This window comes from Gluconobacter sp. P5H9_a, from assembly GCF_018812085.1.
In the GTDB taxonomy this organism is placed as follows: domain Bacteria; phylum Pseudomonadota; class Alphaproteobacteria; order Acetobacterales; family Acetobacteraceae; genus Gluconobacter.
In genome coordinates, this window is the sequence record NZ_JACRVW010000004.1 from 187,428 (window position 1) to 205,088 (window position 17,661).

The 17,661-nt window shown below is 57.9% G+C and carries 18 protein-coding genes and 1 tRNA gene; 6 read left to right on the plus strand and 13 right to left on the minus strand.

Features of this window, described 5'->3' with window-relative positions; genetic code table 11:
* The first annotated feature begins 151 nt into the window (after positions 1–151).
* The 3 genes from exbB to KP708_RS16020 are packed head-to-tail and all read left to right on the plus strand — an operon-like array spanning position 152 to position 2,141.
* Positions 152–865 (plus strand): tonB-system energizer ExbB, encoded by a 714-nt coding sequence (exbB, locus tag KP708_RS06280; RefSeq protein ID WP_046900085.1) that lies wholly within the window; start codon positions 152–154, stop codon positions 863–865.
* A gap of 8 nt (positions 866–873) precedes the next feature.
* Positions 874–1,308: a TonB system transport protein ExbD gene (gene exbD / locus KP708_RS06285; protein ID WP_046900084.1), complete on the plus strand. Its 435-nt coding sequence runs from the start codon at positions 874–876 to the stop codon at positions 1,306–1,308.
* Positions 1,305–2,141 carry a TonB family protein gene (locus KP708_RS16020; RefSeq protein ID WP_215749198.1) on the plus strand — a complete coding sequence of 279 codons (837 nt, stop codon included), beginning with the start codon at positions 1,305–1,307 and terminating at the stop codon, positions 2,139–2,141. The genes exbD and KP708_RS16020 overlap by 4 nt, the downstream gene beginning before the upstream one ends.
* A 26-nt stretch (positions 2,142–2,167) precedes the next feature.
* On the opposite strand, the gene KP708_RS15935 is transcribed toward KP708_RS16020, so the two are convergent.
* A complete protein-coding gene (locus KP708_RS15935) occupies positions 2,168–2,290 on the minus strand; it encodes a hypothetical protein (RefSeq protein WP_256445235.1) in 123 nt (40 codons plus the stop codon).
* Between the two features lie 45 nt (positions 2,291–2,335).
* On the opposite strand from KP708_RS15935, the gene KP708_RS06295 reads away from it, so the two are divergent.
* Positions 2,336–3,076: a siderophore-interacting protein gene (locus KP708_RS06295; protein WP_215749196.1), complete on the plus strand. Its 741-nt coding sequence runs from the start codon at positions 2,336–2,338 to the stop codon at positions 3,074–3,076.
* Positions 3,077–3,128: 52 nt separating this feature from the next.
* On the opposite strand, the gene KP708_RS06300 is transcribed toward KP708_RS06295, so the two are convergent.
* The 7 genes from KP708_RS06300 to KP708_RS06330 all read right to left on the minus strand — a co-directional run bounded on the left by KP708_RS06300 (position 3,129) and on the right by KP708_RS06330 (position 11,893).
* Positions 3,129–5,033: a hypothetical protein gene (locus tag KP708_RS06300; RefSeq protein WP_408872091.1), complete on the minus strand. Its 1,905-nt coding sequence runs from the start codon at positions 5,031–5,033 to the stop codon at positions 3,129–3,131.
* Between the two features lie 328 nt (positions 5,034–5,361).
* Positions 5,362–5,437 (minus strand) — tRNA-Glu (locus KP708_RS06305).
* Positions 5,438–5,478: 41 nt separating this feature from the next.
* Positions 5,479–7,278 carry a single-stranded-DNA-specific exonuclease RecJ gene (gene recJ, locus KP708_RS06310; RefSeq protein ID WP_215749194.1) on the minus strand — a complete coding sequence of 600 codons (1,800 nt, stop codon included), beginning with the start codon at positions 7,276–7,278 and terminating at the stop codon, positions 5,479–5,481.
* Between the two features lie 10 nt (positions 7,279–7,288).
* Positions 7,289–8,290: a class II fructose-bisphosphatase gene (glpX, locus tag KP708_RS06315; RefSeq protein WP_202206310.1), complete on the minus strand. Its 1,002-nt coding sequence runs from the start codon at positions 8,288–8,290 to the stop codon at positions 7,289–7,291.
* A complete protein-coding gene (locus KP708_RS06320) occupies positions 8,287–9,576 on the minus strand; it encodes a homoserine dehydrogenase (protein WP_215749193.1) in 1,290 nt (429 codons plus the stop codon). Before KP708_RS06320 ends, glpX begins: the two co-directional genes overlap by 4 nt.
* Positions 9,573–10,799 carry an LL-diaminopimelate aminotransferase gene (locus KP708_RS06325; protein WP_046900077.1) on the minus strand — a complete coding sequence of 409 codons (1,227 nt, stop codon included), beginning with the start codon at positions 10,797–10,799 and terminating at the stop codon, positions 9,573–9,575. Before KP708_RS06325 ends, KP708_RS06320 begins: the two co-directional genes overlap by 4 nt.
* A gap of 98 nt (positions 10,800–10,897) precedes the next feature.
* Positions 10,898–11,893, minus strand: coding sequence for a hypothetical protein (locus tag KP708_RS06330; protein WP_215749192.1), 996 nt, complete (start codon positions 11,891–11,893; stop codon positions 10,898–10,900).
* A 168-nt stretch (positions 11,894–12,061) separates the two neighbouring features.
* On the opposite strand from KP708_RS06330, the gene KP708_RS06335 reads away from it, so the two are divergent.
* Positions 12,062–12,703, plus strand: coding sequence for an ATP-dependent Clp protease proteolytic subunit (locus KP708_RS06335; protein ID WP_062023155.1), 642 nt, complete (start codon positions 12,062–12,064; stop codon positions 12,701–12,703).
* 54 nt (positions 12,704–12,757) lie between these two features.
* Entirely contained in the window at positions 12,758–13,747 is a 990-nt protein-coding gene (locus KP708_RS06340; protein WP_215749191.1) for a ferritin-like domain-containing protein, read from the plus strand.
* A gap of 176 nt (positions 13,748–13,923) precedes the next feature.
* On the opposite strand, the gene recA is transcribed toward KP708_RS06340, so the two are convergent.
* From recA to KP708_RS06365, 5 genes are all read right to left on the minus strand, one after another.
* The gene (recA, locus tag KP708_RS06345; protein WP_046900074.1) at positions 13,924–14,961 is read right to left on the minus strand and encodes a recombinase RecA; all 1,038 of its coding nucleotides are present in this window, start codon (positions 14,959–14,961) and stop codon (positions 13,924–13,926) included.
* Positions 14,962–15,158: 197 nt separating this feature from the next.
* Positions 15,159–16,235 (minus strand): EscU/YscU/HrcU family type III secretion system export apparatus switch protein, encoded by a 1,077-nt coding sequence (locus tag KP708_RS06350; protein WP_215749190.1) that lies wholly within the window; start codon positions 16,233–16,235, stop codon positions 15,159–15,161.
* A gap of 3 nt (positions 16,236–16,238) precedes the next feature.
* The gene (locus tag KP708_RS06355) at positions 16,239–17,066 is read right to left on the minus strand and encodes a flagellar biosynthetic protein FliR (protein ID WP_215749189.1); all 828 of its coding nucleotides are present in this window, start codon (positions 17,064–17,066) and stop codon (positions 16,239–16,241) included.
* A complete protein-coding gene (locus KP708_RS06360) occupies positions 17,063–17,335 on the minus strand; it encodes a flagellar biosynthetic protein FliQ (protein ID WP_086633790.1) in 273 nt (90 codons plus the stop codon). The genes KP708_RS06355 and KP708_RS06360 overlap by 4 nt, the downstream gene beginning before the upstream one ends.
* A 3-nt stretch (positions 17,336–17,338) precedes the next feature.
* Positions 17,339–17,659: a flagellar hook-basal body complex protein FliE gene (locus KP708_RS06365; protein WP_215749188.1), complete on the minus strand. Its 321-nt coding sequence runs from the start codon at positions 17,657–17,659 to the stop codon at positions 17,339–17,341.
* Between the last annotated feature and the right edge of the window lie 2 nt (positions 17,660–17,661).

The window sequence follows — 17,661 nt, forward strand, 5'->3', positions numbered from 1 at the left end:
TATCGTCCCTTAAAGGTCTTTGCGGGTTTCTGCAATCCATGTGGTGCGTGTCGCCCGGACTGCGCGAGACAGATGTCGGTTTTCTGCAAGGATATGGTGTTCCAACCTCGAGACAGGAGGGCGCATAGAGTCGCCCCGACAGGCCTATTTGATGTCTCTTACGTTCTCTCCCTGGCAGATGTTTCTGGGCGCCGGGCCGGTTGTCCGCTGCGTCATGACGCTTCTGGCAGCGGCATCCGTCGTCACGTGGACGATCTTCATTGCCAAAACTGTTGAGCTGATTCGTTTGCGGGCGCAGCTCAAAAAATCAGAAACGGCGCTGGAAGACGCAGACACACTGCATCTGGGAGAAGAATGGACGCGCGACGGTGCGGGTATCGCTCATGCCATGGTGCTGGCCGCAGAAGCGGAGCGCCGCCGCTCGGAAGATATTCCTGCCGATCGTGACGGCATCAAGGAGCGGATTGTTCTGCATCTTGAGCGTCTGGAAGCTGCTGAGGGCCGTCGCCTGATGCGAGGGACTGGCGTGCTCGCCACGATTGGCGCGACGTCGCCCTTCATTGGCCTGTTCGGAACGGTGTGGGGCATCATGTCCTCCTTCACGGGCATTGCCGCTGCTCATGCGACCAGTCTGGCTGTTGTTGCTCCTGGTATCGCAGAGGCCCTGCTGGCCACGGCGCTTGGTCTGGTCGCTGCCATTCCTGCCGTTGTGATTTACAACCATCTTGCTCGTCAGACGGCGGCTTGTCGTGCCTGCGTCGCGGATCTGACGTCACTTGTGATGCGTCTGGTCTCCCGTGATCTGGCCCGTGCGGCGCTTGCAGCAAGCGGCAATGTCGTCCGCTTCATGGCTGCTGCGGAGTAATCGCAGGCATGGCTATTCATATTCGTCATGCCGATGAGGCGGTGCTGGAAGCGCATGAAATCAACGTGACGCCGTTTATCGACGTCATGCTCGTTCTGCTCGTGATCTTCATGGTTGCTGCACCTCTGACGACGGTCAACGTGCCGGTTGATTTGCCATCTTCAACCGAAACACCTGCTCCCCGCCCGGACGAACCGGTTTTCCTGACCGTCAAGGCTGACCATACGCTGGCTCTGGGCGAAGATGCCGTCAGCTCGGATCAGCTTATTGATGCACTCGGCAAAGCCAGTAAGGGAAACAAGGAGGAGCGTATTTTCCTGCGGGCGGACAAGACCGTCGATTATGGAACGCTGATGGATGTGATGGGGCAGCTTCGGAAGGCTGGTTTCCTTAAGGTCGCACTTGTCACGCTTCAGGGGCAGGAGGCTGGGGAAGGGCCGTGAGTTCTTCACACGCGTCTCTCCCCACGACCTTTCGCGACTGGTATCAATGGTATCAGCAGACCGAAGACCAGCGAAGTGTCCGTGTCTGGGGCCTGTCTGGTGCCGCCATGACTATTCTGACAGGCACGGCACTTTGGTGGGCCGTGACGCATGCGCCGCCACAGGTTGCGGCCCCAAGTGCTGCCCCCCCGCCTGCCATTGCAATTGACATGTCCCCCATGCCGACACCTGCGCCTGCTCCTCCACAGGATGTCGATCCCGGGCCGCAGCAGATGGTCACGCCGCCGGAACCGCAGCCGGATACGCCTCAGCAGGTGGATGCCCCGCCGTCTCCGGCACCGCATCCGCCCGTGCCAGTTCCAAAGGTGGAGAAGGTCAAGGTTCACAAGAAAACAGCAAAGAGCCTGCCTCAGCCGGTGAAACCGGTCGCGATGCAGGCTCCTGTTGCTGACAAGATGACCGCTCCGCCTGCTGCCGATAGTACGCCCTCCCAGAGCAGCAGCGCGGCGTCTGCCTCTCACGCGAGTCATTCCAGCAACGCGCCCGTGACCTGGCAGGGCGATATTCTGGCGCGTTTGGAACGTTTCAAGCGTTACCCCGCAGAAGCTCTGGCGCAGCATCAGGAGGGAACTCCTGTGCTGTTTTTCGTCATGGATCGGCGTGGACATGTTTTGTCTGCAAAAATCCGGAAAAGTGGTGGTTTTGCTTTGCTGGACGAAGAAACACTGGCGGTTGTCCGGCGTGCAGAACCGTTCCCGCCGCCGCCGGAAGAGATTGCAGGGGCGACAGTGTCCCTCACTGTTCCGATCGAATTTTCGGTCGAGGACCAGTAAAGGGAAAAGCTGAAGGAATGCTCCAGTCAGATCATGGCTGGAGATGACATCGAGGCTGGACGTCTCCAGTTTCCGTAAGCGTTAACGTCAATCAACGCACAGAACCGAACAGCCCCTGCGCTGTGCCGGGCCTGTGCGTCTGTCGTCATGCAGTCCTCAGACCCGTTACTCAGGGGTAATTCAAGGATGAGAAGATGACCGTTATTGACACCACAACCATTGCTCCCCCGGAAATCCGTCGCGTCATGCATGAGCTGCAACGCCGTGACCTGACTGTTGTGGACGTCGGGCGTGTGACGCCACATATGATCCGCATCACGCTTCAGGATGAGAGCCTTCGGGATTTTCCCAGCCTGTCGCCGGATGATCACATCAAAATCTTTGTTCCGCAGAGTGATGGGGACATGGCCCGTCGGGATTACACGCCGCGCGTGTTTGACCGCGCTGCTGGGACGCTGGTTCTGGATTTTGTTGATCATGATGGCGGACCGGCCGCGGACTGGGCCCGGAGCGCCAAGCCCGGCGATCATCTGGCCATTGGTGGCCCCAAAGGATCGCGCGTCATTACGGGAGATATTCGCAACTGGCTTCTGATTGGGGATGAAACCGCACTTCCCGCTATTGGCAGGCGCGTCGAGGAACTGGATGCCGGAACGCCTGTCACCACACTGGCTGCGGTGACAGATGCCTCAGAGGAACAGTCCTTCGAAACGAAGGCGTCCTACACACCTGTCTGGGTTCATCGTCCAAGCGAACAGGCGCATCAGGCCGAGCCGTTCTTAGGCGCCCTGAAAACCATTCAGATCGCGCCTCAGACCTTCATCTGGGTTGCGGCCGAAGCATCCGTTGCACGCGCTATCCGGAGTGTTCTGGAAAACGAGCGTGGAATTTCGCCGCAGTGGATCAAGGCGTCCGGGTACTGGACGAAGGGCTGAAAATGGAAAAAGCCGCGTGCGCTGTGCACGTGACTTTTGGTGCGGGCGTGCGCTACTGGAAGGGTAGATATCGGAAGTCGAAGAAGATCTGGCTCATGCTGGTATGCGGATCACCGCCGATACCTTTCCAGATATCCCGCCGTGCATAGGCAAGCTGGGTGCCGCCTTCAACAGTGCCAAAGCGACCTTTGAAGAACCGCCACCAGGCACCGATCGTCGCCTCTGAAACGCCGCGTGTATTGGCGGAGCAGGTGAGGGACGAAAGCTCCTGGAGGCAGCCCGCATTTGAGTACAGCGGGTTGCCGTAGCCGTAAGACGACCCTTCACTGTTGAAATAAGCATGTCCCACGCGCTGTGTGCCAAAATATCCATACACATCAATATGCGGGTTGGGATGTGCAATCAGGCCTGCCTGCGCCTGAAGACCGAAGAGGGGCACCGGGTCGCCCTTGGCATTCAGTGTCGCGTCCGGAAGCAGCACTGAACCGTAGCGGTTGATGCCCCATCCCGCGAGGCCGGCCGCGCGGAATTCCAGCTTGCCTGAAATGATGGGCAGGATCAGCGATCCCCCTGCGCCACCCGCAATGGCGGCGTTGTTGTGGCCTGTATGATTGATGGTCACGCGATCATGCGGGAAATGTAGAATCCCTTCGACTTCGTAATGACCCCAGCTGGGATCGTAAGCCAGTTTGCCAATCAGATCTGGCGCGATTTCGTTTGAGAAATTCGCCGTGTCATTCGTCAGGCCAACGCCATTTTCGCCAATCGTGGCCGTGTTGCCGTTTGGAAGGGACACCGTGCCGTTGGTGTTCGTGAAGCCAGTGGTATCGTACAGGGTTGCTGGGTTTTCGATGGAGAAACCGGCCCAGAGGCGGTGGTCCATGAAATCCTTGACGACGCGCACCTGCCATTGGCGAGCCCATGTCTGACCCGCCAGCATGGAGGCTTCGATGGTTTCCGGAAGGCTTTCCTGACGGGCCACGATACCAATACGGCCGGGCGTCAGAAGGCTCCAAGCCTGTCCGCCAAGGAAATGCCAGCCAGCTTTGTTATCATCATAGGCCAGATAGGCCTGACGCATCCGGAACGCATAGCTGTTGCTTTCATATGGATCCGTCGTAACTGCACCGGCGCCAAAATCGGATTCAAAGAAGCCTGAAATGGTGGCTTCGGAATTGATGTTGCCGCGCGCCAGAAGAGAGAGGCGGCTATATCGGGCGCTCCCGTCAAAATTGTTGGTATGATACCGCGGTTCATTCGGATACGGCATGTCCTGCCAGTAATTGAATGTGCCGGACGCGACATGGCGGTTCTCAAGAACGGCCGCCATGTCCACAAAGCCACCCAGCATGAGCGTGACAGGACCAAGGTGAAACACGCCATGGTCGCCCACGGCGCCTGCGGACTGCGCGCCGATTGTTTCACGCGGATGGGGACCGACGCCGTTTTCAGCAAAGCGCACCATGACATCTTCCGTCCGCTTCCCGACCACGGCGAGTTCAGATCCGGCGCCAGACTCAGTCACCCCGTGGTCGCGACGATCTCGTGCGACGCGGTCTCTTGATTCTGATGAGGGGAGCGCGCGGGAGACGTGTCCTTCAGGCGAGTTGGCGTTGGATGCGAATGTTGCTTCTGAAGCAAGTTCTGTTGGGTGCGGGGACGAATGGAGTTGTGGCGCGTGAGGTGCAACTCCATGAATGGCGGACTTCGAAGGCGTGCCGCGAGCGACGATTGTCGTGTTCGTCGTTGTCTTGTCTGCTGGCTGAACCGTGTGATGATGCTTGGCCATCTCTGAGCGGAGCATGACAAGATCGCGATTAATCTCTTCCTGTTCCTGCTGAACATGCGCCTGCGCTTCCTGAAGGCGGTGCATCTCCTTTTCCATGCGAGACATCACATCATCATCTGCGTAGGCCTGCGAAGGTGCTGCGAGCAGACCGAACGCTGTGCCCATCATCAGGAAGCCGCGAATGGACAAAACAGAGCGGCAGGCCATGTGCAGGGGGAAACGGGACAAGTACGCTCTCCATGTCAAAAGATGTCTGGTCTATGACACGGAATCGTGATCGCAGGAGTTAAAAAAGGTTTCAGACTTCAGGAGAAATTCAGAGCCGGACGACGATTTTTAGGAAGGGGTAGTCTTGAGATGCCTGAACGATAAGCGCGGTCTCATGCAGAGGGCACAAACAGAAAATTCCAGCTCTGAGACCGTACAGAGTACGATCAAAGCTGGATATCTGCGTCATTTCATTTTGAGAAATGTGCCTGTAAGCTTTTGAAAAGCTTGGTGTCCCGTACGGGATTCGAACCCGTGTTGCCGCCGTGAAAGGGCAGTGTCCTAGGCCTCTAGACGAACGGGACTGGAGGCGTGAGCGGGTGTATAAGGGGGTTTATTTCTGCCGTCAAGCACTTGAAACGTCAGAAATGAAAAAAGTTAGATTTTGTCGTTCCTGCCAGGTTTCTACCCTGAGATGCCCTGCCAAATGCAGCAGCGGCATCGTCCGATCTTCCAGCAATGGGACAAATGGTTTGTCTCCTGCACGGAAGACGAGCGCCTTCAGGCGGGTTCCGCCGTCCTCGCCCTGCAACATTGCCCGCAGTGTGTTGCCGTCTTTGCCAATCCGGTCGGTTTTGACGCATCGCACATTGCTGATCGCCAGAACAGGTTCTTCATTACCGGGTCCAAAAGGAGCCAATCGCGCAAGCTGAGCAGCGACTTCAAGCGAGGCTCCTCTAAGTGTGGTTAGGCCATCGATCCGTAATGCGTCCTGAACCGGAAGAGCGCGTGCTTCGGAAAGCGTGTTGTCTAGCAGTTCATGGAAAGTGGCCGCATTGCCTGCTTCCAGCGAGAAGCCGGCAGCCATGGCATGGCCACCACCTGTCAGGAGAAGCCCGGACTGTCTGGCAGCGATGATTGCAGCGCCGATATCCAGCCCAGGAACAGACCGGGCAGATCCTTTGATAATTCCGTCCGCGAGAGCGCCGACCAAAGCCGGACGATTGAATCGCTCCTTCAGTCGCCCCGCAACAATGCCTACAACACCTGGGTGCCAGGTTTCACCATGCAGAAAGATCACCGCATGATTGGCTTCGATCTGCTGTTCAGCCTGCTCCATCGCCTGAGCAAGAATGCCAGCTTCGACGCTCTGACGTTGCCGGTTCACGTTGTCCAGCTCATCCGCAAGAGCGCGAGCTTCCACGACGTCTTCGGAAAGCAGAAGTCGCAAACCAAGATTGGCCTTGGCAATACGGCCTCCCGCGTTAATGCGTGGCCCCAAAGCGAAGCCACAAGCCATCGCGCTGGCTTCTTCCTTCACGCCCGCCACAGAAGACAGTGTGGCTAATCCCAGGCGCTCTCCGCGCGCCATGACGCGCAAACCCTGCATGACAAGTGCACGGTTCAGCCCGGTAAGAGGCATGACGTCACAGATCGTGGCAAGAGCCGCAAGATCCAGACGCTTAAGAAGGTCAGGGGCAACGCGTCCATCCGTAAACCAGCCATCTCGCCGAAGAAGACGTACGGTGGCGACCATGGTCAGGAAAGCGACGGCCGTTGCGCAGATTGCGCCAAGACCAGAGGTGCAGTCGAGGCGGTTCGGGTTAACGACAATGCCGTTTGGCAGGATCGAACCATCCGGCTTGTGATGATCAAGGACAATGACGTCCGTTTGGCCGTGAAAGCCGTTCAGAATGTCGATCGCTGCTGTGCCGCAATCAATGCAGACGAGCAGGGTTACGCCCTCGGAAACCAGTTTTTCGAGTGCTGGAGTGTTGGGGCCGTAGCCCTCGGTCATGCGGTCTGGGATGTGTGTGCTGACGGTACAACCAAGTTCCCGGAGAGTGTCACAAACCAGTGCAGTGCCGCAGGCGCCATCCACGTCGTAGTCGCCGAAGAGGCCGATATGTTCATGGTTGCGGACAGCCCGAGCAAGCCGGTCGGCAGCTTTGTCCATATCCTGCAGACAGGAAGGGTCAGGCATGAGATCCCGCAGGCGCGGGTCCAGAAAGGAGGCTGCTTCCGTGGCTGTAACACCACGGGCAGTCAGGATACGGGCCAGAAGTTCCGGGATGGCCGCTCTTTGAGCCATTCCAAGGGCAAGGCGGTTATCCGCCTCTGCCAGACGTGGATCACGCCAGATCCACCGACGGTTGCCTGCGCTGCGGGATACGCCGAGGACCAGGCCCGTATCGTCTTCTAACATGCTACTCCATTCAGGATGGTCGATTTGTCTTCAGGCTGAAGTCGTGATGGCTTTCAATATAGCGAACTGTGCCGGATTTTGAACGCATGACGATCGAATGCGTCTTGGCGCGGGTTGGACTGATCCGTTCCACACCCTTCAGCAGGGAGCCAGTTGTCACACCTGTAGCGCTAAACAAAACGTGACCGGCGGCCATGTCGTGCAAGCCAAGAAGGCGTGTTGGATCTTTGCCATCAGCCATCTCGCGGGCGCGTTCACGCTGTGCATCGTCTTCGAACAGCAGACGGCCCTGCATCTGACCATTCATGCACCGGATTGCTGCGGCTGCCAGAACACCCTCGGGAGCACCGCCGGAACCAGCATAAAGATCCACGCCGCCGCCATCGATACAGGTTGCAATAGCCGCAGCAACGTCACCATCGCTGAGAAGCTGAACGCGGGCCCCAGCCTGACGGGCACGGGCAATCAGTTCTTCATGGCGTTCGCGGTCTAGCGTACAGAGCACGAGGTCAGAAACATCACGCTTCTTGGCTTTTGCCAGGTTGCGCAGGTTTTCTTCGATGGAAGAGTCCAGATTGACGACATCGTCCGGCAGGTCCGGGCCGACGACAATCTTTTCCATGTAGATGTCCGGGGCGTGCAGGAACTTGCCGCGCTCGGCGAGGGCGACCACCGTAATGGCATTCGGCAGGCTCTTGGCGCACAGATTCGTGCCCTCAAGCGGATCGACCGCGATGTCCATGGCTGGGCCGCCGGAGCCGACTTTTTCGCCGATGTAAAGCATCGGCGCTTCGTCCATTTCGCCTTCACCAATGGTGACGACGCCATCAATGGCGACCGTATCAAAGGCGGCGCGCATGGCCTGAACAGCCGCACCATCGGCGTCGTTCTTCAGGCCGCGGCCTGTCCAGCGGTCAGAGGCAATGGCGGCCGCTTCCGTGACGCGGACAAGCTCCAGCGCCAGGTTGCGGTCAGTTACGCGGTAGGGAAGAACATTTGTAGGATCGATCACTGGAGAGAATCCTCGATCTTGAGCACCAGGGGAGCTCCCTTAACAACAGGGAGCGCGGAAAGTGCTGTGATAGCTGCAGAAATAGCCTTTTCTGGGGCCTGATGCGTCACCAGGGCCAGATATGCACGTCCCGCTGCAGCATCATGTTGCGAGACAAAGTGCACGGAAACATCATGGTCCCGGAGAACCGATGTCAGATCAGCCATGACACCCGAGCGATCTTCCACATCCAGACGAATATAGAAGGCGCTCCTCAGTTCCCCGAGGCTGGTGCAGGCAACGGGGGCTGGTGTATTTCGAACGCCCCAGACCGGAAGGTCTGCACCGCGGGCCAGATCGATCAGGTCTGCCACCACGGCACTGGCTGTCGGGCCTTCGCCCGCTCCACGACCGGAAATGGTGATAGGACCACTGAACGGGCCTTGTGTGGTGACGGCATTGAATACCCCTTCCACGGCGGCGATGGCTGCCTTGGCGGGGACCAGACATGGGCGAACCCACGCCTCGATCCCGCTGTCTTTGCTGGCACGAGCCATGCCGAGCAGTTTGATACGGTATCCCAGTTCGTTGGCGAACGTCAGATCTGCCGCTGTCACATCTCGGATACCATGGACAGGAAGGGTGTCGAATTCGATGGGTTGAAACGCGATGCCGGCAAGGATGGCCAGCTTGTGAGCCGTGTCCCATCCGTCCACATCCGTGGAAGGTTCAGCCTCCGCATAGCCTTTGGCCTGAGCTTCGGTCAGAACATCTCCGAAATCCCGGCCAGTCGTGCGCATTTCCGTGAGGATGTAGTTGCAGGTGCCGTTCAGGATGCCACCCACGCTGTGGAGACGATCTGCAGCCAGACCTTCACGCACAAGTTTGATGGCAGGGATGCCGCCAGCAACAGCGGCTTCAAACAGCAGAGGCGCATTATTTTCGGCTGAAAGACGTGTCAGTGTGGAGCCATGCAGGGCCACGAGCGCCTTGTTGGCGGTCACGACAGGCAGACCACGCGTCAGGGCTGTTTCCACCATGTCGCGCGCCGGACCTTCAGAGCCGCCGATCAGTTCGACAACAACGTCGATCTCCGGGTCCTGAGCAACGGATACGGCGTCCTCATGCCAGCGGGTGGCAGACAGGTCGACGCCGCGATCCTTGCTTTTGCTGCGTGCTGTAACCGCCACAACCTCGATCGGGCGGCCAGCGCGGGCGGTAATCGTTTCAGCGTTCTCCCGCAGGAGACGAATGACGCCGACACCGACAGTCCCTAGTCCGGCCAGTCCGATCCGCAGTGGTTTCACGATGATGCAGCTCCAAGAAGGTCAGCGGTCGATGCACCGGCACCGTGCCGGCTCATGAAGCTCTTGATGGCCCGCGTCGCCTGACGCAGCCGCTGAGTATTTTCAACAAGTCCGATCCGGACAAACCCTTCGCCATATTCGCCAAAGCCCAGACCGGGTGCGACGGCCACACCAGCTTCTTTCAGCAGGAGCTTGGAAAATTCCACGCTCCCCATGTCAGCGAAAGCGGGGGGAATAGGGGCCCATGCGAACATGGATCCGGCGGGGGCAGGAACGTCCCAGCCCGCAGCGCTCAGGCCACGCAGCAGAACATCCCGGCGATCTTTGTACATGGCGCGGATGTCCGACACGTAATCCTGTGGGCCATTCAGAGCCGCTACAGATGCCACCTGAATTGGCGTAAAAGCACCGTAGTCCAGATAGGATTTAATGCGCGTCAGGGCCTGAATCAGCTTCGGGTTGCCAACGGCAAAGCCCATGCGCCAGCCCGCCATGGAATATGTCTTGGACATGGAGGTGAACTCCACGGCCACATCCTTCGCGCCTGGTACGGCGAGCAGGGATGGTGGTGGCTCATCTGCGTTGAAATAGATCTCGCTATAGGCGAGGTCCGACAGGATCCAGATGTTTTCCCGGCGCGCGAAGGCCACGATTTCCTTGTAGAAATCGAGATTGGCGACGAATGCCGTCGGGTTGGACGGGAAATTGACGATCAGCGCGGTCGGCTTCGGAACGGAATGGCGCACGGCACGGTCCAGCGCACGCAGCATGTCCTCATCTGGTGTGGCCGGAATGGAGCGCACGGACGCGCCTGCGATGATGAACCCGAACTGATGGATAGGGTAGGACGGGTTAGGTACGAGGATCGTGTCACCAGGGCTGGTGATGGCCGCGGCCAGATTGGCCAGACCTTCCTTGGATCCCAGCGTTGCGATGACTTCCGTCTCCGGATCAACAGAAACGTTGAAGCGGCGCTCATAGTAATTTGCCATGGCGCGACGCAGACCGGGGATACCGCGGCTCACAGAATAGCCATGCGCGCGCGGATCCCCCACGGTTTCGACCAGCTTCTGCACGACATGAGCCGGCGGAGCACTGTCCGGGTTCCCCATGCCGAGATCAATAATGTCCTCACCGGCCGCTCGCGCGGCAGCCTTGGCCTTGTTCACTTCAGCGAACACGTAGGGCGGCAGGCGGCGGATGCGGTGGAACTCTTCGGTCATGACCAGCTCAAGGTGAGAAGATTAAGGGAGGAGGCACGATAGACAGGTTTTTCCGTAAGAGGAACAGTCCTTTACGGGGGCATGGCGCAGGGAAGGGGTCAGCCCCCAATCCGTACGCGGACACCGTCCCCAATGGCTTCCGCATGAATGCTGATGTCAGATGCCGGAACACCTCTTTTGACAAGAGCATCAGCTACGGTCCGGGCACGCAGAAGGCCCAGAGAGATTTCTCTTGCCTGATCTGCGGCGGAAAGCCCTGCATCCGCACTCATGGCTGCCCCAAAGCCCAGAATCGTTACTTTCTGCTTGCCACGATGGGACAGCAGACGCTGGTAATCTCCAGACGGGTCGCCCACCACATGATCTGTGGAAGGCTGAAAGCGGATTAGCGTTCCTTCGGGCGTGGAGCTGTCAATATCCGGGCGAAGCGGACCGCTCAGATTGGCGTCCATCGGAATATCAAAGCCAGGGAACTGGGGCGGCGGTGGCGGTAATGCGCCAATCTGCGGATATTCCCCGGGAGGTGTCGGCGGGATCGATTTGGCGATGACGGGAGGAAGCTCTGCTTCTGGCTGCTTCTGTTGGTCAGACTTGACAGTTTTCACCGGTGCAGGCGCCTTGGCAGGCGTTGCGGACGTATCTGTTGCGGCAGGATCCTGAGCGGGCTGTCCAGCAGACGTCATGGTCAGGCTGTTCTGCTCATCTGAGTCCGTGCCTGTTGGATTAACGGCGGAAGGGGCCGTCCGAGGAGGCGGTGGCGGCGCTACCGGCAACGTGCCGTGCGCTGCTGTTTCACGCTGGGCAAGATTGCGCTGGGCTTCAAGTTGCATCGTGAGGTTGATGCGAGCTTCGGGGGACGGCATCTCCGGCAGCTTCGTGGGCGTGCGCCCTACATGCGGGTAGGGCTCGTTCTGCCCCGGAGGAGGCGGACGCAGCTTGGCGATTTCTCCGCCCTCAAAGCTGTGCCACCATCCAGCTGGAACATCGACGGCGTCCTGATGCTGGCAGGCGGTAAAGAGGGGCGTGGCTAGCAGCAGTATAAACGGGATCTTTCCCGCATTTCTGCGCGTTACCGCTTTCCCGGGATGCGTCATGTTCCCTGAACCCACTGTGCCGTTCCTGCCTTCGCCAAATCTCTGAACAGGGCGGAGACTAGCCGTTCGTGATCGGGATGGCGAGACTTCGTCTTTCCCGGACTTGGCATGAAGGCAAACGAAGAGCAGGATAGGGGGATGAAGACGCACGATGGATCTGGAAACGACATGGACATCACCAGAATGACCCTTACCCGTCTGGACGACGAGCCCGATGCCCCAGAGGCCCCGGAAGACGACAACAAGACGCTGAACAGCCCGATCAGCGAACTCGAAAGCCGCCTGTTCGACCAGCGCAAGGTTCTGATCTTTGGTGGGATCAACGACAAGATCGCCCGTGACGTGACGGGGCGCCTTCTGGCGCTGGCCGGTTCGTCCGACAAGCCGATCGACGTCTATGTGAATTCCCCGGGTGGACATGTGGAGAGTGGCGACACCATCCATGACATGATCCGCTTCGTGGATTCGATTGCGCCCATCAATATGATTGGTACTGGCTGGGTTGCCTCCGCAGGTGCGCTGATTTATGCAGCGGGCCGCCCGGAGCGTCGCGTTTGCCTGCCGAATACGCGGTTCCTGCTTCATCAGCCGATGGGCGGTGTGCGCGGTCCGGCAACGGATATCGACATTGAAGCTCGTGAGATCATCAAGATGCGTGAGCGTCTGAACCGGATCTTCGCCAAGGAAACGGGACAGACGTACGAGAAGGTCGCCAAGGATACGGACCGTAACTACTGGATGTCTGCGAAGGAAGCGATTGAGTACGGGCTTGTAAACCGTGTCATCCACTCCGCGACCGACCTGAAGTAAAACTACAAGCTCCAAGGGGCACGGCGTGCCGCAGGGCACGCCGCGAAGACTATCATGAAAAGCCTGGCCGAAATCTATTCCCACCTTCCCGACGCACCGTCGGAGAAGACGCTTGAGCGCGTCGATTATGAGGCGCGCCACTGGAGCAGCCCAATCAAGGGGCCTCTCAAGCCGGGAACGGAAGAGCACAAGAAGGCCGTCGCGCAGATGTTTCGCGACACGTTCAATCCGTACAAGCCCTCGGTCATTGATTGGCCAGAACTTGATCCGGAAACGCTGCACCGCATCACGTCCCTGCCAATCTGGGATATTGCTGTTCAGACCGAAGGCAAGGCACGCCTCCGTATGGCCGCCTATGCGGCGATGATTGATGACCCGGACATGAAGGACGCTCTGTCCCGCAATGCCTGGGAAGAAAATCGCCATAAGGAAGTTCTGACCAAGCTGGTTGAAGCCTACAAAATTCCGATGGCGCCTGAGCCTCCCTATGTGGAGCCGAAAGACACGGAATGGGCTTACCTGGTGACGGGCTTTTCTGAATGTGTGGACAGTTTCTTCGCCTTTGGCCTGTTTGCCTTGGCTGAGCGCGCAGGGCTCTTCCCGCCGGAACTGATCGAGACATTTGAGCCTGTGATGCAGGAAGAATGCCGTCACATTCTGCTGTTTGCGAACTGGCTGGCCTGGCACCGGGCAACAATGCCGCTCTGGAAGCGCCCATGGTTTGAAGCGCGTGTTATCGGCGTCTGGATCTTCCTGGCGTATGAGCGAATGGGCTTGGCGCGCAGCATCGACGAGAGCGGTGAAGAGCACACGCAGGACAATAATTTCACGGTCACCGGGGCCAAGGACATGACGAATATGGACGTCAATGTTCCTGACCTGATGCAGCTCTGCCTTGATGAGAATGACCGCCGCTTTGCGGGCTATGATCCGCGGTTGCTTCGGCCGACCACTACCCCTGCTATCGCGAGAGCGATTATTAAGGGAGCAAAGACGTGGGCGTGCCTGCGCAGCAAGCTCTGTCCCGTAAAGTCTGCTGCCTGAAATAATTTTTGGAAATTCGGCACGGTAAAAGGATCAGGTTCGCCTGATCCTTTTTTTATGTCCTGATTAAGCTTGGTCGTTCGTGGTTGGGGAAGGGGGCAATGAGGTGCGGGCTTCTGCGCCTCGACGAAAAGTCAAAAAAAGAGGCCCCTTGTCGGAGCCTCTTTTTGCTGAAGTCAGTCTTCAGTTGATGCGTCGTCATCACTCTCTGGGCCTGTCATCATGGCTTCTGCCACGACACCGGCTTCAGAACGTACGCGACGCTCGATTTCCTGCGCCATTTCAGGATGGTCTCGCAGGAACTGCTTGGCGTTTTCACGTCCCTGACCAATGCGCTGGCTATCGAAAGAGAACCATGCGCCAGATTTCTCGACGATGTTCGCTTTCACGCCCAGATCAAGAAGTTCGCCGACCTTGCTGATACCTTCACCGTACATGATGTCGAACTCAACCTGACGGAACGGCGGGGCCATCTTGTTCTTGACCACTTTGACGCGCGTTTGGTTTCCAACGACTTCATCCTTGTCCTTGATGGAGCCGATGCGCCGGATATCAAGACGAACGGAAGCGTAGAATTTCAGCGCGTTACCGCCGGTTGTGGTCTCCGGGTTGCCGAACATTACACCGATTTTCATGCGGATCTGGTTCAGGAAGATGACCAGTGTGTTCGATCGTGAGACGGTTCCGGTCAGCTTACGCAGGGCCTGGCTCATAAGGCGGGCATGAAGGCCGACGTGGCTGTCGCCCATATCGCCTTCGAGTTCTGCCCGGGGGACCAGCGCGGCCACTGAGTCCACAACCAGAACATCAATGGCGCCGGAACGAACCAGCGTATCGACGATTTCCAGCGCCTGCTCACCGGCATCCGGCTGGCTCAGCAGAAGGTCATCGACGTTAACGCCGAGCTTCTTGGCATATCCAGGGTCCAGCGCATGTTCCGCATCGATAAAGGCGACCGTACCGCCCTTTTTCTGTGCTTCAGCCAGAACATGCAGTGCCAGCGTGGTTTTGCCCGAGCTTTCCGGCCCATAAATCTCGACAACGCGGCCGCGGGGCATGCCGCCAATTCCGAGAGCGATATCAAGCCCCAGGGAACCGGTTGAAATGACGTCAGCCTGCTCTTTCGGGCGCTGGCCCATCCGCATGATCGACCCTTTGCCGAACGCACGCTCGATCTGGCTGAGAGCGCCTTCAAGCGCCTTGGTCTTGTCCATTCAATCCTCGTAATCGTTCATGGCTGGTGGGTAGGAACACGATAGACCTTGCCACGCCCTCCGCATAGGAGGGCACCTCTCACCAGAGAGAATTTCATCGTGTTCTGATGTGTCGTGTTCACAAATGTTCTGGTCACCATATCATGAGAACAAGAGGCTTCGCCAAGGGGGTAGCATTAGAAAAAAGAAGATTCTTTTTATCTGATTGGAGAATGGTTGCCGGCTGGCCTTCTGAGTTTCCACACATAGGCAATAACTGCGGCCACGACCTTGAAATGCTCTGCCGGAATTTCACTCTCGAGAGGCAAGGGATAAAGAGCGCGGGCCAAAGGAGGATTCGCTACGACGGGTACGCGATGGTCCTGTGCTAGCTCTCGAATGCGCGCAGCTACGTCGTCAACACCTTTGGCAACGATCTTAGGGGCACTTGATGCGCCCTTTTCATAAACAAGTGCGACGGCATAGTGCGTTGGATTGGTCACAATGACCGTGGCGGTTTTTACGGCGTCCATCATGCGCTGCCTGGCCACCTTGGCGCGCATGGCTTTCAGTTTTCCTTTAACGTGCGGATCGCCTTCAGTATTTCGGTATTCTTCCTTGAGCTCTTCCCGGCTCATTTTGAGTTTGGCTGTGTGCCGAAAGCGCATCCAGAAGATGTCGCCTCCAGCAATCACAAGTTGAGCTAAAATCATGCCTGTGGCGCCACTGAGCCCCAGACGAATAACAGTCGTCAAAATGGCGCTTGTGTTGAGGCCTGTCATACTGCGGGCGTCAGGGATAATGCCTTTCGCCAGGTGCCAGAGTACGGTTACGAAAATAAGCAGTTTGACGAGGGCTTTGCATGTATCCGGCAAGGTGCCACCGCCCAAAATCCTCTTTAGACCTCCCATAGGAGAGACGCGGGACATTTTGGGTAGCAATGATCCGGGATGAATCAGAAAGCCGGTTTGCAGAAAGCCCACACCGAGCGTGAGTGCCGTGATGAGCCCTGCTACGGGAAGGGCGAGTGCAAGCCCTGCGGTGATGGTGTGTTGTGTTGTGGAAAGAAGGCCGCCCTGTACCATCGAAATGGTTCCGGCATTGTCCATGAGACTTTTCATGCTGTGCACAAAGTTGGGCACCAAAAACGGAAGAAGCGCGAAAATACCCAGGAGGCCGCCGAGCAGGACAGTAAAGCTCATGGCTTCCCGAGAAAGAACGATTTGTCCGTCGTCTCGGGCTTTCTGGAGCCTTTGTTGCGAAGGGGCTTCTGTTCTGTCTTCCGCGTCTGCCACGCGTTAAAGCCCCGGCAGTGTGCGGAGCACATCAAAAGCCTGCCCTTGCCAGACTGTCAGCATGGCCTGGAGTGTTAACCCCAGGAGCGCAATGCCTCCCAACATTTGTAAAGGGTTGGCGGCATTATAAATTTGCAGATTTGGGAGCAGCCTCGTCATGATCCCGAGCATCATTTCCCAGACGAGCGACAGGATCAGAAATGGAGCGCTAAGCTCTAGCCCAAGGGAAAATGCCTTACCCGTCATCTGAATAATACTGCGCGCCGCATCTCCCAGAATGGGCCAGTGGGGAACTGCCGCATGTTTCATGAGCGCCCCTCCCGGCGGAATGAGGCTGTAGCTGCCAATCACTGCGTGAATTGGCAGAAGGTAGGCACCGGTGATCAACAGGATCAGAGGGGCGAGCAGATTCATGAAGCGTGCGGGCGCTGAGCTACTGGAGCCAAGGTCGGGGTCTGGCTGGAGCACGCTGGAAATACCAATGAACATGGCGATCATCTGACCAGCAATAGGGAGCGCCATCGTAATCAGGCGTGCAATCCATCCGATCAGCAGGCCAGCGAAGAGCTCCACAGATATCATTCCTGCGAGCGCTATCGGGCCGAGCGTGTCGAGCTGCGAAGTGTTCAGCAAAGGGAGAACCAAGGGAAGGATCAGAAAGGTAAGCGTCAGGGCAATTCCTGCTCTGATCATCATGGGGAGTGACTGTTCCCCCAGTCCTGGCATCACCATGACCGTTGCACCCGTTCGGCAAACAACCAGCACAAACGCTAAGGCCCATTCTGTCAGAGCTTGTCCTGACAGATCCGTTGGAAAAGGAAATGATGTCACGTTGTTCCGACGAGAATGAGCTGATCAAACAGATGTCGGGTGAACGTCAGCAGGGTTGCCGTCATGAAGGAGCCTGCCATCACCATGACAACACCGATGGCGATTACTTTGGGGACAAAGGACAATGTGCTCTCATTCAGCTGCGTGACGGCTTGAAAGAGTGACACCAACAGGCCAACGGCCAGCGCAGTGAGGAGAGCCGGAGCGCTCAGTTTGAGGGCGACAATGAAGGTCTGTTCCAGAATCGCGCCCAGATCGATTGCCTGCATTGGTCAGATCGTCATTTTCATAACGTCCTGATACGCCTGCACCATTCGGTCTCGAAGGACCGTGGACGTCTGAAGCGCAAGCTGGGCGTTGGATACGGCTGTGACGATCTGAGTCATGTCCCCGCCGCCATGCAGTCCGGCAGCAGACTGTGCTTCTGCATCATGGCCAGTGTTGATGACGCTGCTGACCGCCTGCGACATGACTGAGCCGAAATCGCCCGAGGTAGCCGTGCCATCAGGAACGTCGTCCGTCACTCCTGTCTGAAAGCGGCTCTGAAGGCTTTGGGCGTATGCGCTATGCGCTTGGGAAAGGGACGTGATCATGA

Bases quoted from the DNA above. Each gene is read 5' to 3' on its own strand.
- exbB (WP_046900085.1), top strand. From the start codon at position 152: ATGTCTCTTACGTTCTCTCCCTGGCAGATGTTTCTGGGCGCCGGGCCG.
- exbD (WP_046900084.1), top strand. From the start codon at position 874: ATGGCTATTCATATTCGTCATGCCGATGAGGCGGTGCTGGAAGCGCAT.
- KP708_RS15935 (WP_256445235.1), bottom strand. From the start codon at position 2,290: ATGACGACAGACGCACAGGCCCGGCACAGCGCAGGGGCTGTTCGGTTC.
- KP708_RS06295 (WP_215749196.1), top strand. From the start codon at position 2,336: ATGACCGTTATTGACACCACAACCATTGCTCCCCCGGAAATCCGTCGC.
- KP708_RS06300 (WP_408872091.1), bottom strand. From the start codon at position 5,033: ATGATGGGCACAGCGTTCGGTCTGCTCGCAGCACCTTCGCAGGCCTAC.
- recJ (WP_215749194.1), bottom strand. From the start codon at position 7,278: ATGTTAGAAGACGATACGGGCCTGGTCCTCGGCGTATCCCGCAGCGCA.
- KP708_RS06325 (WP_046900077.1), bottom strand. From the start codon at position 10,799: ATGACCGAAGAGTTCCACCGCATCCGCCGCCTGCCGCCCTACGTGTTC.
- KP708_RS06330 (WP_215749192.1), bottom strand. From the start codon at position 11,893: ATGACGCATCCCGGGAAAGCGGTAACGCGCAGAAATGCGGGAAAGATC.
- KP708_RS06335 (WP_062023155.1), top strand. From the start codon at position 12,062: ATGGACATCACCAGAATGACCCTTACCCGTCTGGACGACGAGCCCGAT.
- KP708_RS06340 (WP_215749191.1), top strand. From the start codon at position 12,758: ATGAAAAGCCTGGCCGAAATCTATTCCCACCTTCCCGACGCACCGTCG.
- recA (WP_046900074.1), bottom strand. From the start codon at position 14,961: ATGGACAAGACCAAGGCGCTTGAAGGCGCTCTCAGCCAGATCGAGCGT.
- KP708_RS06360 (WP_086633790.1), bottom strand. From the start codon at position 17,335: ATGCAGGCAATCGATCTGGGCGCGATTCTGGAACAGACCTTCATTGTC.
- KP708_RS06365 (WP_215749188.1), bottom strand. From the start codon at position 17,659: ATGATCACGTCCCTTTCCCAAGCGCATAGCGCATACGCCCAAAGCCTT.